Origin of the sequence: Mesorhizobium sp. B2-6-2 (assembly GCF_006440615.1) — a bacterium.
In the GTDB taxonomy this organism is placed as follows: domain Bacteria; phylum Pseudomonadota; class Alphaproteobacteria; order Rhizobiales; family Rhizobiaceae; genus Mesorhizobium.
In genome coordinates, this window is sequence record NZ_VFUG01000004.1 from 37,720 (window position 1) to 52,103 (window position 14,384).

The window sequence follows — 14,384 nt, forward strand, 5'->3', positions numbered from 1 at the left end:
GCAGCCCCCGTTCTGCTCTCAATCCGGCACGGGATCCCTATTTCCAAGCGCCTCGAGCATCGTTGAGAAGATGCTGCCGACCTCCTCCGAAATCTCTTCTGATCGAATTCCAGCGTTTTTTGCGTCGCTGGTTAATCGCCTTGCAAGCTCTTGCGCTAAGATTGTGTCAGATGATGAATGATGCGGCAGATTGCTATCCATCCACTCCTGAAGGAATTTCAGGCCTCGTTCACTCACTGTAAAACCATTCCAGGGTTGTATCCATGATTAAGTACAATCAAGCTTGACCAGTTTATCCACGCTATAATTTGTCACCGCCGGGATCGTTCCCTATTCAAACTCGCATATGGCTCATATTGTCGGCGCATGGAAAGACGGCACGCCATCCGGCGGGGAATGGGCAGGCTTTGGGAAGTCTACAACGTAGGCGACCAAAAAGTTTTGCTCGTTGACGGAATTCCTTTGGCGCATTTGCGGGTCGAAGAAGCGCTGGACGCTCTGGACCTGCTAGAAGGCGGCTTCCTCGTTCCAAGTGACACTCCCCTGGTAGGGTGAAGTGATTTGTTGACAGCCGTTTCTTCCACGAATATCTCCGCGCCAGCTTGCACACCTGCCGTCCCGAGAGCACGCACAGGGTAGCAGATGCCGTCGTTCGCAAATTCAGATACCCACGCGGTTCGTTCGCATGTTTCGCCCACAATTGGTCCGAATGGATATGTTCGTTCTGGCGAGATTGCGAAAACCTTGCTGGCTAGGCCTGGCGGCTAGCCGCTGCCACCCGCTGCACCAGACGCCGTGTTCCCCAAACCGTTGCGACTCTCCTCTCGTACATAGCGCAACTAAACGCCTGGCTAGGTGAACCTCTTCACATGCGGATGATCGGGTCCGCTGCCGGCGGAACTCGCTAAGTGCCGTCGATGCAAAACCGGGTCGTATAGCCGGTCGTATAGACTGCGGTATTTCCAAAAGACCGTCCGAAGGACAGCAACCGAGTCGATCGCGCGCTGCGCGCTGTAACTATCTTCAAAACTTTTTTCAGTGGATATCGTGTACCGAACCGCTGAGCGCGACATGCCTTTTGGCAACACAGACCGTGGCGCTAGACGAGCCATTCAGAATGCAAATCTGCCCCACCCCGCGCCGCGGCATCAGCTCTCCATGTCGTACGGCTGTTCTTTAAGTCTGACGGCCGCCGTCACGAGGCGGGCGCGAAATTTTTCGATGTACACCTCTAGCGTCGCCAGCATCATCAGAATGATCGATGAAATGGTTTGTGCGGGCGGCGATAACTGACGCTATCCATAGCGTGAGCCCGTCATGTCACCAGCCTACTCAGGATCGGAACTCGCGATTGAATATCCGCGGACGGATTCTCAATCGGCGGCATATAACAAATGGACGAACGTCCCGGAATACGCTCTCGACCAAGGCGGCCCTGTCTTGCGCCCCTATCAGCGGATGGACGCTGATTATGCCGATGTCGCCATTGTCGATCATTTGAAAAATGTGGCCGGCCAGTATCCCGAAAAGCTGGCGATTACCGACGCAACCAACCGCTTCACTTATTCGGAACTCGTCTCGGCTGTCGAAGCACTGGCTAGCCGCATCCTCGCCATCACTCCCGCCGGCAACGCCGTCGGTATTCTTCTTGCGAATACGGCCTTCTTTCCGTTGGCGATGCTGGCGAGCATGGCCGCAGGGCGGCCTTTGGTACCCCTGAACACGAGGGATCCGGACACCAGGATCAATGCGATCGTGTCCGAGGCGCGGTTATCGACCATCATAGGGGATGGAGATGTCCGACCCACGGGCCTGCCGCGAGCTGTCGGCTGGATAAATGTCTCGCCCCGCGGCGAACCGAAGAGCGATCGCGTTCCCCAGCTCCATCCGGTATCCGTGGATGCCCCCGCGATCGTCCTTTACACTTCGGGCAGTACAGGTCGGCCAAAAGGCATCGTTAACAGTCAACGCAGCCTGCTATGGCGTGTTCAGCAATATGTAAACGCCTGTCACATCAATGCGCAGGACGTATTCCTGCCTCTCACGGGACCGGCCACCATCGCCGGGTGTCGAGAGGTGCTGGCCGCCCTTCTTACCGGCGCCACATTGCATCTTCTTGAGGTCGAAGCCGTAGGCTTGCGCGCGGTTTTACACCGGATGCAAGCCGAGGGAGTGACTGTCACTTACCTGGTGCCGGCTCTCCTGCGTGCGCTTATGGCGAACAAATCAGAAGACGCATTCCGCAGTCTCAGGGTGGCTCGTATCGGCGGCGAAAAGGTTTCACGGTCTGACATCAAGCTGCTACGCGACGCTGTTTCAAGCAACTGCCTGGTACAGATCGGCTACTCGTCAACCGAGACGACAGGATCACAATGGTTTGTACCGACCGATTGGCCGGAGCAGGCTGCCTCGGTTCCCGTTGGATGGCTTCTTCCAGGGATTAGTTTTGCGATCATCGACGAGCAAGGACGCCCGGTGCCGCCCGGCGGGACTGGAGAGCTTGTCATAAAAAGTCCGTATGTCTTGCTTGGCCATTGGGAGAACGGCGTCGTCGTGCCCGTGGCTGCAGACCCCGAGAACCCGTCCGTCCGCATCTTTGAAACGGGTGACCTCGTTCAACTGGACAACCATGGCCTGCTGCAGATCATGGGTCGCAAGGGACGTCAGATAAAAATCAATGGTCGACGCGTTGAGCCCGCGGAGCTGGAGCGGGTTTTGCGTGGCGCGCCTTCCGTTGAGGACGCTGTGGCGATTGTGACGGCGTCAACGGAACTCATCGCCTTCGCCGTACCTCGCGGGCCGGCCACTTCCAACTTCGCGGACGATCTCCGCCATCTTGCCCGAACGACGCTGCCGCCGCCTCTGTGCCCATTGAGACTGCACGCCATTGCCGAAATTCCACGCCTGCCGGGCGGGAAGGTCGACATGGCGAGGCTCGCCGAGTTGGACGGCGCAAGCGTGAGGCAGGACCGCATTGTCCAGGCTCCGAATACAGGACCGGAACGGACTATCCAGCAGATCGTGCAACGTGCCTGGACCAAGATTCTGAACACGCGCGTTGCCTCAGGACGTTGGGATGACGCCGGCGGCGATTCGCTGAAGCTGCTGCATTGTGTCATGGAGATCGAAAGCGTCCTCGGCCTGGAGATCGACCTTGAGCCTTTCACCGTCGGAATGAATTTCGACGAAATGGTGAAGGCCGTCGCGGCCGCGAAAGCAGGTAACGAGCAGGCCAGCTCGCGCAAAGAGCATCCGCCAATTCTCTTCCTGCTCCCGGGGTCTGTCGGCTATGGCCCTAGCCTTGCCGCCTTCGCGGCCTCCATGGGTAGAACCGCCCGGGTTGTCCCGATCAGGTATCCAGCCCTGGCAATGATACTGCAGGGAAAAAACTCGGTCGCAGATATGGCCGAGGCCGCGCTCGACCAGATACGCCGCGCCCAGCCTGAAGGTAACGTACGACTTCTCGGCCATTCGCTTGGCGGCGTCGTTGCTTTTGAAGTTGCTTCAAGGCTGCTGGCTGTCGGGCGAAATGTGAAATTTCTGGGCATCCTCGACACAAGCCTGCTCGGTGAACGGAGCACTTACCGAGAGACGGTCGTCCGCACAATTCATCGAATCCGAACCAATCGTATTACCGCCTACAGAATGGCTTGCCGCGCCCTTGCAAAAATCGTGGTCCGAATGGGCTACGAGATGCAACTGGCCCGCTTGCTTGATCGCTATGCGCAGGAGAAATTCAACGCGACCAGCTTTAGGGCCAAGCTGGAGCTCCAGGAAGTTTTGAGGGCCAAAGCGTTTTTTCAGTGGCTCCAGACGCCAAGACCTCGACTGCCGATCACCGGCACCCTATTTCGCTGCGCCCGTCCTGGAATGCCTCGCGCCATCGGGTGGGACAATGCTTTCGAAGACCTGGATGTGATCCCGATCATTGGCACCCACATCGACATGGTCTCAGAGCCTAACGTGGCCTCCAACCGTCCGCTCATCGAGGCGGCCGTGGCCCGAACTTATCTGCCAGAAGAATCTCGCCAGGGGGAGGAACGGTCATCGACGTGATCTCGGGGTTTGGCAAGGATGCCCTGGCGCTCGACGCTCGTGCCGAGGTCGATCGCATCGTAGAAGCCTTGCGCCGACAGGTCTTTGGTACACTCCGGCGCCGAGGCGTCGTTGTCGGCCTCTCTGGGGGCATCGACAGCTCCGTTGTCGCAGCGCTCTGCGTCGGCGCGTTCGGGAAAGATAAGGTCCTCGGCCTGTTCATGCCGGAATCCCATTCTTCCGGCGACTCGCTGCGGCTTGGCCGAACGGTTGCATCGCAACTTGGTATCGACTCGATCGTTGAAGACATCACGCCTGCCCTGGAGGGCATCGGTGCCTATTCACGTCAGATCGAGGCGATCCGGACCGTCGTTCCCGCGTACGGTCAAGGCTGGAAGTGCAAGCTGGTGATGGCGTCGGTTCTGGAAAGCAACGGCATCAACATTACCAGGCTGACGGTCGAGGATCCGGATGGCAAAGTCGACACGGTCAGACTGCCACCCGCAACCTATCTGCAGATCGTCGCCGCCACCAACTACAAGCAACGCGTGCGAAAGATGACGGAGTATTACCATGCGGACCGTCTCAACTACGCGGTGGCAGGCACGCCAAACCGGCTGGAGCACGACCAAGGCTTTTTCGTCAAACAGGGCGATGGAATCGCCGATGTGCTGCCGATCGTCCACCTCTATAAGACGCAAGTCTATCAACTAGCGGAGTATCTCGGGATAGACCCCGAGGTGCGGCGCAGGCCACCAACCACGGATACGTTCTCCATGGCGCAAAGCCAGGAGGAGTTCTATTTCGCATTGCCATATCACCTGACGGATTTGTGTCTCTATGGCCTGAACCACGGCATTTCTGCCAACGAGATCGCAGCGGTCGCCGGCCTCACTCCCGACCAGGTTCAGAAAGTCTTCAAGGACATTGAAAGCAAGCGGCGCGCAGCGCGTTATCTTCACGCGAGACCCCTGCCCGCTGTCGAGATGGACGAGGGCTGAGCGTGTGCGGCATAGCCGGAATCGTGGCACTGGACGCAACCGCGGCGCGGCCTTCACGCGAGGCGCTCCTGCGCATGGCGGGGTCGCTCGTGCATCGCGGTCCGGATGAACACGGCCTCTACCGCGACAATCGCGCGGGGCTGGCCCATGCACGCCTTTCAATTGTCGACCTTTCGAGTGGGCAACAGCCGCTTGCCGACACGGGCGGCAAGACCTGGATTGTCTTCAACGGCGAGATTTTCAATTACGTTGAGCTTCGCGAAAAGCTGATCGCGCTCGGTCATCGCTTCCGCACCCGCAGCGACACCGAAGTGGCGGTTCATGCATATCGCGAATGGGGTGACTCCGCTTTTGAGCGCATGAACGGGCAATGGGCAATCGCGATCTGGGATTCGCTGGCCGGCCGCCTCGTGCTATCGCGCGATCGGTTCGGCATATGCCCCCTGCATTTTTGCGAGCACGCCGGGCGCCTCTATTTTTCCAGCGAAGTGAAGGCCATTTTCGCAGCCGACGCGGCTTTGCCGCGAGCCTTCGATCCAGCCGGCATCGATCAGACGTTCACTCTCTGGACGGTGGTGCCGCCGCAAGGCGTATTCAAGGGGGTTCGGGAACTCAAGCCTGGACACATTCGCGTCTATGAGAACGGAACCGTTCGCGAGCAGGCATTCTGGAAACCCAGCTATCCCGAGGCGTTCGACGAACACCATGAATTCCCAGGGTCGCTCGATGATGCCGTGGACAAAGTGCGCGAGGCTCTGCAGTCGGCGACGGCGCTGCGGATCGACCAGGCAGATGTGCCTGTTGGCTGCTACCTGTCTGGCGGACTCGACAGCTCGCTTGTCGCCATGATGGCAAGCCGCATCGCCGGCGACCGCTTCCAGACGTTTTCGCTGCGGTTTGCCGATGCTGAATATGACGAGACCAGCTACCAGCGATTGGTGGCAGGCGCGACCGGCAGCGAGCACCACGAGGTGACGGTTTCTCGCAGCGATATCGCCGATGTCTTTCCAGAGGTGATCTCCCACACCGAGCGTCCGATCCTGAGGACCGCGCCGGCGCCACTGCTTCTGCTTTCAAGATTGGTACGCGAGCACGGAATCAAGGTCGTGCTGACGGGCGAAGGCGCGGATGAAATGTTCGCCGGCTACGACCTGTTCCGCGAAGGGAAGGTGCGCCGCTTCTGGGGGCATCAACCATCCTCGACGAGACGCGCGCGATTGCTGGAGCGCCTGTACCCCTATCTCACTCGTTCTCCGGTGCATCAGCAAGCAATGGCGCGTCAGTTCTTCGGACATGATATCCACACCCATGATGCGCCAGGCTTCGCACATGGCACCCGTTGGCGCACGACGAGCGCTCTCAAGCGGTTGTTTTCTGCCGACATGAAAGCCGAGACGCAACCGAACAACGCGGCCGCCGCGTTCCTGGCGCGCCTGCCCGCCGAATTTTCGCGCTGGGACGCTCTGGCACAAGACCAGTATATCGAAATCCAGACTTTGATGTCCGGCTATCTGCTCTCCTCGCAGGGAGACCGAATGCTGATGGGCAACTCTGTCGAAGGGCGCTTCCCGTTCCTCGACGATGACGTTGTAAAACTCGCGAACTCGCTTCCAGCCAAATACAAGCTGCGCGTTCTGGACGAGAAGCACGTGCTGAAGCGGGTGGCCGAGCCGATCCTGCCGCCGGAAATCATCGCCCGCAAGAAACAGCCCTACAGGGCGCCGAATGCCCAATGCTTCGTTGCCGACAATGCACCAGCCTATGTGCACGAGGCACTTTCGGAAAGAGCGTTGCGCGAGGCAAACGTCTTCGATGCGGAGTCGGTCGCGCGCCTGCTGGGCAAGTGCCGAGCCAGGACCGTGGACCAAGATCTTTCCAATTCCGACAACATGGCGCTGGTGGGCGTGCTCTCCACCCAGCTTCTTCACCAGCAGTTTATCGCAAGCCGCCCCATCGGCAGGCAGAAGATCGAGCTCAGCGTCGACGTTGACCATGAGATTAAGGAAGAGGTGTTGGCATGATGCATGGAGCCATACCGCTGTTGCACGACTATCTCAGGCACTCGGCCGACCGGCTGGGTGACAAGGTGGCGCTGGTCTGTGGCGGGCAACGCGTGACCTATGCCGAGATCGAGACCCGTGCCAACAGCGTTGCGCAACACCTGGCGGACGCCGGAGTGACGCGCGGCGATCGCGTGATGATCTTCGCCGACAACACCGTCGAGACGGTCGTCAGCTTCTGGGCCGTGCTCAAAGCGAACGCCGTGGTGTGCATCGTCAATCCGCTGACCAAGAGCGACAAGCTTCTTTACCTGCTCAACGACTGCCTGCCGGCCGCGCTGATAACGGACAACCATCTGACCTCGGTCTTCAGCGAGCCGGCCCGCAACTGTCCGTCACTGCGCCGGATGATTGTCTCCGGGCCTATAGATGACGCCGAGTTGATGCAACTGCCCCATGCGGTTCGCTGGGACGTTGCGATTGCCGGCAACAGGGCGGCACCGGCGCGCCGATGCATCGACATTGATCTCGCCGCCATAATCTACACGTCAGGTTCTACCGGCGAGCCCAAGGGCGTGATGCTGACGCACACAAACATGATGGCGGCTTGCACCTCGATCGCATCGTACCTTGAGCTCGGCGAGGACGAAGTGATCCTGAATGTCCTGCCCTTGGCATTCGACTACGGCCTGTACCAGATGATCATGGCGTTCCGCACTGGCGCCCGTCTGGTGCTTGAACGCTCGTTTGCTTTTGCAGCGCAGATCCTCGGACTGGTCAAGCAAGAGCGGGTTACAGGCTTCCCGGGCGTGCCTACTATTTTTGCGGCGCTCTCGGAGCTCAAATCGCTGAAGGACCAGGATTTTTCGAGCATTCGCTACGTTACGAATACCGCGGCCGCCCTGCCGTTGAAGCATATTTTCATGCTCCAGGACCTTTTTCCGAGCGCGCGCATCTATTCAATGTACGGGCTCACCGAGTGCAAGCGCTGCACCTACCTGCCGCCGGAGGACCTCGAGCGAAAGCCGTCGAGCGTCGGGATAGCCATCCCGAACACGGAAATGTGGATCGTCGACGACGACGACAAGCGGGTCGGCCCCGACGTCGTCGGCCAGCTCGTCATCCGGGGCGCGACCGTGATGAAGGGCTACTGGGGCAAGCCGGAGGCGACCGCAAGGAAGCTTAAACCTGGTCCTCTGCCCGGTGAACAGGTCCTCTACACCGGCGACTACTGCCGGATCGACGCGGAAGGGTACCTTTATTTCGTAGGTCGTAGCGATGAGATCATCAAATCCCGTGGCGAGAAGGTCGCGCCCAAAGAGGTTGAGAACGCGCTTGTTGGCATTCCAGGGGTGCGGGAGGCCGCAGTGATAGGCGTTCCGGACGAACTTCTTGGCCAGGCGGTGAAGGCGTTCGTCGTGATGGAGCAAGGGAGGTCCATCGACGAGAAACAACTGCAGAAGGAATGTCAAAGGCGGCTGGAAAATTTCATGGTGCCAAAATCAATTGTTATTGTATCCAGCCTGCCAATGACAGATACGGGAAAACTTAAGAAGACGGCTTTAGCATGAGCCGTTTTTCACGAGACTTGATGTCAATTTTCTTGTTTTAATCGGGGAAGCAAAATGTTGTCCAGCGAAGACAGGATAGAGACTTACAGCGAGAAAATTCGAGGATTCCTGGCGTCCAACTTCTATGTTGCCGACGCTGAGGCTCTGGAAAACAACACGTCCCTGCTCGACCAAGGTATCGTCGACTCGACGGGAGTCCTGGAGGTCATCGGATTCATTGAGGAAACCTTTGGCATTATCGTCGAAGACAGCGAGCTTCTGCCTGAGAACCTCGATTCCATCCAAGGGATTGCACAATACGTCATCCGAAAAAAGAACTGATCATAGCTGTCTCCCGAACGACAGCATTGGAAAAAGCGGGGTTTGTCGTGCGCCAAGAAATCAGCGTCGAGGATGCCTACAGCAAAGGGCGCACCATCTTCATGGGGCTGGAGTTGCTCGTGGCATCTGGCGCGCTTGTGCCGCGCCCGGAGACGGAACTGCTGGGCAAAGCCGCCCTCGACGCCTTGGATCAGTTGAGGACTGCCGAACCCCGCATTATCGACATGTGCTGCGGCGCCGGAAATCTGGCATGCGCCATAGCGCACTATGCCCCCACCGCTCGGATCTGGGCGAGCGACTTAACTGATGGGTGCGTCAAAGCCGCACGCCGCAACGTCGACCATCATGGACTGGCAGACCGTGTTTCGGTGCTGCAGGGCGACCTGTTTGAGCCTTTCTCCGGCCCGGAACTTGTCGGCAGGATCGACGTGATCGTCTGCAACCCGCCATACATCTCGGAAAAGCGGCTCGAGGGCGACCGCTCTCATTTGACAGAGCTCGAGCCGCGCGAGGCGTTTGCGGCTGGCCCTTACGGCCTGAGCATCCACATGCGGGTGATAAGAGACGCGCCGCAATACCTGCGTCCAGGTGGCATGCTGCTGTTCGAGGTTGGCCTTGGCCAGGACCGGCAAGTCGTGAGTCTGCTCAACCGCGCAAAGGCTTACGAGAATATTGGCACGATCTCGAACGAAGCTGGCGAGGGCCGTGTGGTTGTCGCCCATATGAAGAACCCCGATGAACCACGCGCGTCGAATGTCTGATCGGGTCACTTTCCTCATCCAACAGACATCAAAACGTGATTAGACAAAGGGCAAACCGCGTCGACCTTCAAATGATCAATAAACGCCCGCTTTCCAGGGCCGGTTATCCCCAGCTTGTTCGTGGCGATTCACGATTTAGCGTCTGAGCGTCACGATTTTGCTGCATTTTGATAAAATTTGACGAATGTTAGCTTGATGTAATGTTCGGGGTGGGCGGGTCACAACGAAAGGTAAGATCTTGTCCTACGCTGACAGCGTCCACGAGGCCGTGCGGCAATCTCGAGTGAGAGATCGCGCGTCGTGAGGGAACATCGTACGCAACATTTGCTCTCAGCCATGTCGGGTTGTTGGTCCGGGCTGGTTGGCATTGGTCTCTTTTCGGCGGTGATAAACATTCTAGCCCTGACCGGCTCCGTCTACATGCTGCAGGTGTATGACCGTGTGCTTCCCTCGCAGAGCGTTCCGACGCTCGTGGGATTTACGGTCGGCATGCTGGGCCTCTACGCCATATACGGGCTGCTCGATTTCGTGCGGCTTCGCTTGCTGGTTCGAATCGGCAATCGCCTGTACAGAAATCTGCAGCACAAGGCCTTCACCATATCGCTGTCGGTACCCCTGGTCGCCGGGCAGGAGGCGAACCGGGTGCAGCCGCTTCGCGACTTGGATCAGTTGCGCGGCTTTCTCTCCGGCCTGGGGCCGACCGTTTTTTTCGACGCCCCGTGGATGCCGTTTTATATGGTGGTCATCTACCTGTTGCACCCTTCCCTTGGGCTACTGGCAACCGTCGGCGCCGTTGTTGTCGTGCTTTTGACCGTGGTCGCAGAAATTGCCGGCCGTGGCCCCGCAGCCCGAACTTCCGAAACACTGGTCGCGCAACGCATCCTTGCAGATGCAGGCCGCCGCAACGCGGAAGTCGTTCAGGCGATGGGTCTCTCCGCCAGGCTTGGCCGACGCTGGGAAGAAGTCAGCCATGCCTATCTCAAGAACCAGGAACGGCTCTCCGACATCGTGGGCGGAACTGGATCATTGTCGAAGACACTCAGGATGGCCTTGCAATCGAGTGTGCTCGGGCTGGGCGCTTATCTGGTGATCGGGGGGGACGCTTCCCCGGGTGTGATCATCGCATCTTCGATATTGCTTGGCCGCTCTTTGGCGCCGGTCGACGCCGCGATCGCAAACTGGAGAGGATTTCTGGCCGCGCGCCGAAGCTATTCCGACTTGACTGCAGCGCTGGATGCTTTCGGTAGCCAAAGCGCTCCCATGGAGCTTCCCAGCCCGCAGGGGCAGCTCTCGGTCGAGGAGTTGACGATAGCCCCCCCAGGCGCACAACGGCCCACGGTTCTCAATGTAAGCTTTCGCCTGGCGAGCGGCGCTGGGATGGCGGTCGTCGGCCCTAGCGGTTCCGGGAAGACAACGCTGGTGCGTGCCCTGGTCGGAGTATGGAAGCCAATTCGGGGAACCGTTCGATTGGACGAGGCTGCTCTCGATCAGTGGAGTTCGGAACTGCTCGGTGCTCATATCGGCTATTTGCCGCAGGATGTCGAACTGTTCGATGGAACGGTTGCCGACAACATCTCGAGGTTTGGTGGCCAGAGCGACCCAAAAGGCGTCATGGCAGCCGCTCGAGCGGCGGGTGTCGACAAGATGATCATGCGATTGCCTCAGGGATTCCAAACACGAATCGGCGAAGGCGGAACGGCCCTGTCGGCCGGGCAGAGGCAGCTAGTCGGACTGGCCAGGGCACTTTATGGCGATCCGTTTCTTGTCGTGCTCGACGAACCGAATTCCAACTTGGATTCAGACGGCGATGTTGCGTTGGCGGGAGCGATCCTGGCGGTGCGCCAGCGTGGCGGTATCGTGATCGTCGTGGCGCATCGCCCCTCTGCGCTCGTCAATATTGACCAGGTATTGGTCATGTCGAACGGGATGGTCCACGCATTTGGCCCGCGAGAAGATGTTCTCTCGAATGTCGTCCGCCCCTTCCCCCATCCAGCAGTCGTTCCGCTGCAAAAAAATGCAGGCAACGCTTGAGGTCTTATTCCGTGTCTGACGCGACGATTTCCTATGCTCGTGTCGACGACGCAAGTCGTTGGCTCGGAACCAGGCTGACCAACGATCCGGATGGCATCCGTGCCAATCTGGTTCTGGGCGTGGCAACCACCGCCTTTCTGATCGTTGGTGGAGGGACCTGGTTGGGATTAACCAAGATCGCCGGCGCTGTGATCGCGCCGGCGACCGTTGTGGTCGAAAGCAGTGTAAAGAAGGTCCAACATCGGACCGGCGGCACCATCGGCGGGATCTTCGCCCAGGATGGTGATCATGTGCGTGCCGGCGCCGTGTTGGTCAGGCTTGACGACACGCTCACACGCTCAAACCTGCAGATCGTCAGTGAAGATCTCGACCGGGTAACCATCCGTCTGGCCAGGCTCGAGGCAGAGCGGCAAGGACTGCCGGAAATGCAGGTTCCACCCAGTCTGCGTGTGAGGATGAGCGACCCGCGGGTGGCTGCTCTTGTCAACGGAGAACGTGCCTTGTTTGAAAGCCGGGCTACGGCATTGGCTGGCCAAAAGGCGCAGTTGCAGAGCCGCTCGATGCAACTCCGACATCAGATTGACGGTCTCAAGGCTCAGCTTGCCGCGACGAACGACTCCTTGGATCTCCTTACCCACAGCCTTGCCGACGTCCAAGCTCTTTACTCCAAGAAATTGGTGTCCAAGGAGCGACTGAGCAATGTCAGCCTGGAAGAGGCTCGTTCTCGCGGTGAGTCGGGGCGACTTGTTGCAGCAATCGCTGAGGTGCAAGCCCACATCAGTGAAACGGACTTGCAGGTGCTTCAGCTCGACGAGCAGATGCGCAGCGACGTGACAAGCGAGCTCCGCGAAAACGAAGCGAAGCGCACAGAACTCGAAGAGCGCAAGATAGTGGCGGACGACGAGCTGGCAAGGACGGATATCCGATCTCCCCAGACCGGCACGGTACAGGAATCCTCTATCCATACCGTCGGAGGCGTAATTGGACCGGGAGAGGTGCTCATGGTGGTTGTACCCGATACCGACAACCTTGTTGTGGATGCGCTCATTCCGCCGACCCGGATGGATGATGTCCAGCCCGGGCAGCGGGTGTCAATCCGCTTTCCCTCTTTCGACGTCGGAACGACACCTGTCTGCGAGGGTTCGGTGAAGCGTATCTCTGCAGATTTGATCAAGGATCAGGAACGCCAGCTTTCCTATTTTTCGGCTCGCATCCACGTCGACAACCAGGCCACCTGCCTGAAGGGTGAGAAAATCCTAAAACCAGGCATGCCTGCCGAAGTTCACATAAGCACCAACGAGCGCAGCGTCTGGTCGTATTTGCTTAAGCCATTGACCGATCAGATTTCCCGGGCCTTCAAACAATAGCGGGACCGCAAACGCGGCCCCCTACTGGCTTGCTGCACGTCCTAGATCGCTGCTGAACCTCACCTCGATCGTATCTCCCGGAAACACTTCTGAATCTTCTTCGACGAGTTGTTTGCGCCATTCTTCACCAATCTTACGCACGATGGTGATCTGGGTCTGAATGGCTTCTCCGCTTACCGGCAACGGCAGAGCGGTCGCGCCAGCGGGCTGTAATTTCTGGCTAGTGGCGTGGAGCCTTGCGGTGGTGTCGGCAAGACGGACATCGGTATCCTTCAACTCGGTCAGCAAACCGATCCTTCGCAGGTTTTCATTGCGCTCGCGTTGCCTGAGATAATCTTCCTGCTGACGTCGCGCCCGCATGAGCTCGACCGATGTCTGAAGCTGCCCATTGGAAGAGAGAAGCGCGGAGCGCCTGACGTCAGACAGCCTGGCGTTGGTCAGATTGCCCGCCTGAAACAATTTCGTCACCCGAGCCAGATCATCCTCATCCGCCTTGACCCCGTCGCTCTCGACCTGCTGGCGCTTGGTCAGAACGTCGATCTGCGCCGCGGCATCCTTTGCGCCCTGATCAACGTAGCTTTGCTCCTGCTGGAAGTTGTCGAGAGAGATCTTCAGCGCCTCTCCCTCGGCGTCGGCAATGGCCGAGCTGAAGGCGGCAGACAATGGTGACCCTTGGGGGGGCTTGGTATCGAAACTTGGCTGATCCTGCAGTTCGGCGCGAATGCGAGCACTGTGGTAGTAGTCGCGGGTGTATTCCCCCCAAAGCGATTCATAGTCGCGCTGCAGATCAACCGGGTCGGGACCAGTCTGATTTACGCGTGAGCGCAAAAGGCTGAGACCGCCAGACACCGCAATCGCCTGTCTCACCGTCATGAGAGGCCGATATGCCTGCTGGCCGGGAGTGAGCACCTCGCCAGTCACGTAGATCGGACGATATTCCGCGACTATCGCGGTCACGTCGCCAGGTTGGACAACGATCATCTGCTCTCGCCCATCGGGCAAACGCTGGTGAAATATCTTGGTAGGCAAGATCGTTTCCATGCGGGCCTGCAGTTCGGCAGGCGTCAGACCGCCGATTGATATCTTCCCGACTTGGGGAAGCGCGATCGTGCCGTCCATCTGGATTACCGCACGTTGAGTTCGTTCCGGTATCGAAGAGATTCCTATTTCGACGATGTCGCCGGGGGAGAGATGGTAGGCTGGCCGTGCGTCCGCAGCGGAGGCAGCATCAACCGCAGCCAGCACACCTATCGCTGCAAGAAGATTTCGGTTCATGAATGCCATCGGTGACATCTCC

At 58.8% G+C, this 14,384-nt stretch carries 10 protein-coding genes; 8 read left to right on the forward strand and 2 right to left on the reverse strand.

Going from position 1 to position 14,384, the window contains the following annotated elements; genetic code table 11:
• Window positions 1-18: 18 nt before the first annotated feature.
• The gene (locus FJ419_RS10745) at window positions 19-201 is read right to left on the reverse strand and encodes a DUF768 domain-containing protein (RefSeq protein ID WP_140545337.1); all 183 of its coding nucleotides are present in this window, start codon (window positions 199-201) and stop codon (window positions 19-21) included.
• Between the two features lie 1,116 nt (window positions 202-1,317).
• On the opposite strand from FJ419_RS10745, the gene FJ419_RS10755 reads away from it, so the two are divergent.
• From FJ419_RS10755 to FJ419_RS10790, 8 genes are all read left to right on the forward strand, one after another.
• Window positions 1,318-4,056: an AMP-binding protein gene (locus FJ419_RS10755; protein ID WP_181170665.1), complete on the forward strand. Its 2,739-nt coding sequence runs from the start codon at window positions 1,318-1,320 to the stop codon at window positions 4,054-4,056.
• Window positions 4,053-5,036 carry an NAD(+) synthase gene (gene nadE / locus FJ419_RS10760; protein WP_181170666.1) on the forward strand — a complete coding sequence of 328 codons (984 nt, stop codon included), beginning with the start codon at window positions 4,053-4,055 and terminating at the stop codon, window positions 5,034-5,036. The genes FJ419_RS10755 and nadE overlap by 4 nt, the downstream gene beginning before the upstream one ends.
• Before the next feature lie 2 nt (window positions 5,037-5,038).
• Window positions 5,039-7,057: an asparagine synthase (glutamine-hydrolyzing) gene (asnB, locus tag FJ419_RS10765; RefSeq protein ID WP_140691205.1), complete on the forward strand. Its 2,019-nt coding sequence runs from the start codon at window positions 5,039-5,041 to the stop codon at window positions 7,055-7,057.
• Window positions 7,054-8,607, forward strand: coding sequence for an AMP-binding protein (locus tag FJ419_RS10770; RefSeq protein WP_181170667.1), 1,554 nt, complete (start codon window positions 7,054-7,056; stop codon window positions 8,605-8,607). Before asnB ends, FJ419_RS10770 begins: the two co-directional genes overlap by 4 nt.
• 54 nt (window positions 8,608-8,661) lie before the next feature.
• Window positions 8,662-8,928 (forward strand): acyl carrier protein, encoded by a 267-nt coding sequence (locus FJ419_RS10775; protein WP_140691210.1) that lies wholly within the window; start codon window positions 8,662-8,664, stop codon window positions 8,926-8,928.
• A 47-nt stretch (window positions 8,929-8,975) separates the two neighbouring features.
• Entirely contained in the window at window positions 8,976-9,689 is a 714-nt protein-coding gene (locus FJ419_RS10780) for a class I SAM-dependent methyltransferase (RefSeq protein WP_140692402.1), read from the forward strand.
• A 336-nt stretch (window positions 9,690-10,025) separates the two neighbouring features.
• Window positions 10,026-11,720: a type I secretion system permease/ATPase gene (locus tag FJ419_RS10785; protein ID WP_140692405.1), complete on the forward strand. Its 1,695-nt coding sequence runs from the start codon at window positions 10,026-10,028 to the stop codon at window positions 11,718-11,720.
• An 11-nt stretch (window positions 11,721-11,731) separates the two neighbouring features.
• On the forward strand, window positions 11,732-13,087 hold the full coding sequence (locus FJ419_RS10790) for an HlyD family type I secretion periplasmic adaptor subunit (protein WP_246679176.1): 1,356 nt from the start codon (window positions 11,732-11,734) through the stop codon (window positions 13,085-13,087).
• Window positions 13,088-13,108: 21 nt separating this feature from the next.
• Here FJ419_RS10790 and FJ419_RS10795 read toward each other — a convergent pair whose 3' ends face one another.
• Entirely contained in the window at window positions 13,109-14,371 is a 1,263-nt protein-coding gene (locus FJ419_RS10795) for a polysaccharide biosynthesis/export family protein (RefSeq protein WP_140691214.1), read from the reverse strand.
• Between the last annotated feature and the right edge of the window lie 13 nt (window positions 14,372-14,384).

What these genes read in the sequence shown, in the direction of transcription:
- FJ419_RS10745 (WP_140545337.1), bottom strand. Translation starts at nt 201, where the DNA reads ATGGATAGCAATCTGCCGCATCATTCATCATCTGACACAATCTTAGCG.
- FJ419_RS10755 (WP_181170665.1), top strand. Translation starts at nt 1,318, where the DNA reads ATGTCACCAGCCTACTCAGGATCGGAACTCGCGATTGAATATCCGCGG.
- FJ419_RS10770 (WP_181170667.1), top strand. Translation starts at nt 7,054, where the DNA reads ATGATGCATGGAGCCATACCGCTGTTGCACGACTATCTCAGGCACTCG.
- FJ419_RS10775 (WP_140691210.1), top strand. Translation starts at nt 8,662, where the DNA reads ATGTTGTCCAGCGAAGACAGGATAGAGACTTACAGCGAGAAAATTCGA.
- FJ419_RS10785 (WP_140692405.1), top strand. Translation starts at nt 10,026, where the DNA reads ATGTCGGGTTGTTGGTCCGGGCTGGTTGGCATTGGTCTCTTTTCGGCG.
- FJ419_RS10795 (WP_140691214.1), bottom strand. Translation starts at nt 14,371, where the DNA reads ATGGCATTCATGAACCGAAATCTTCTTGCAGCGATAGGTGTGCTGGCT.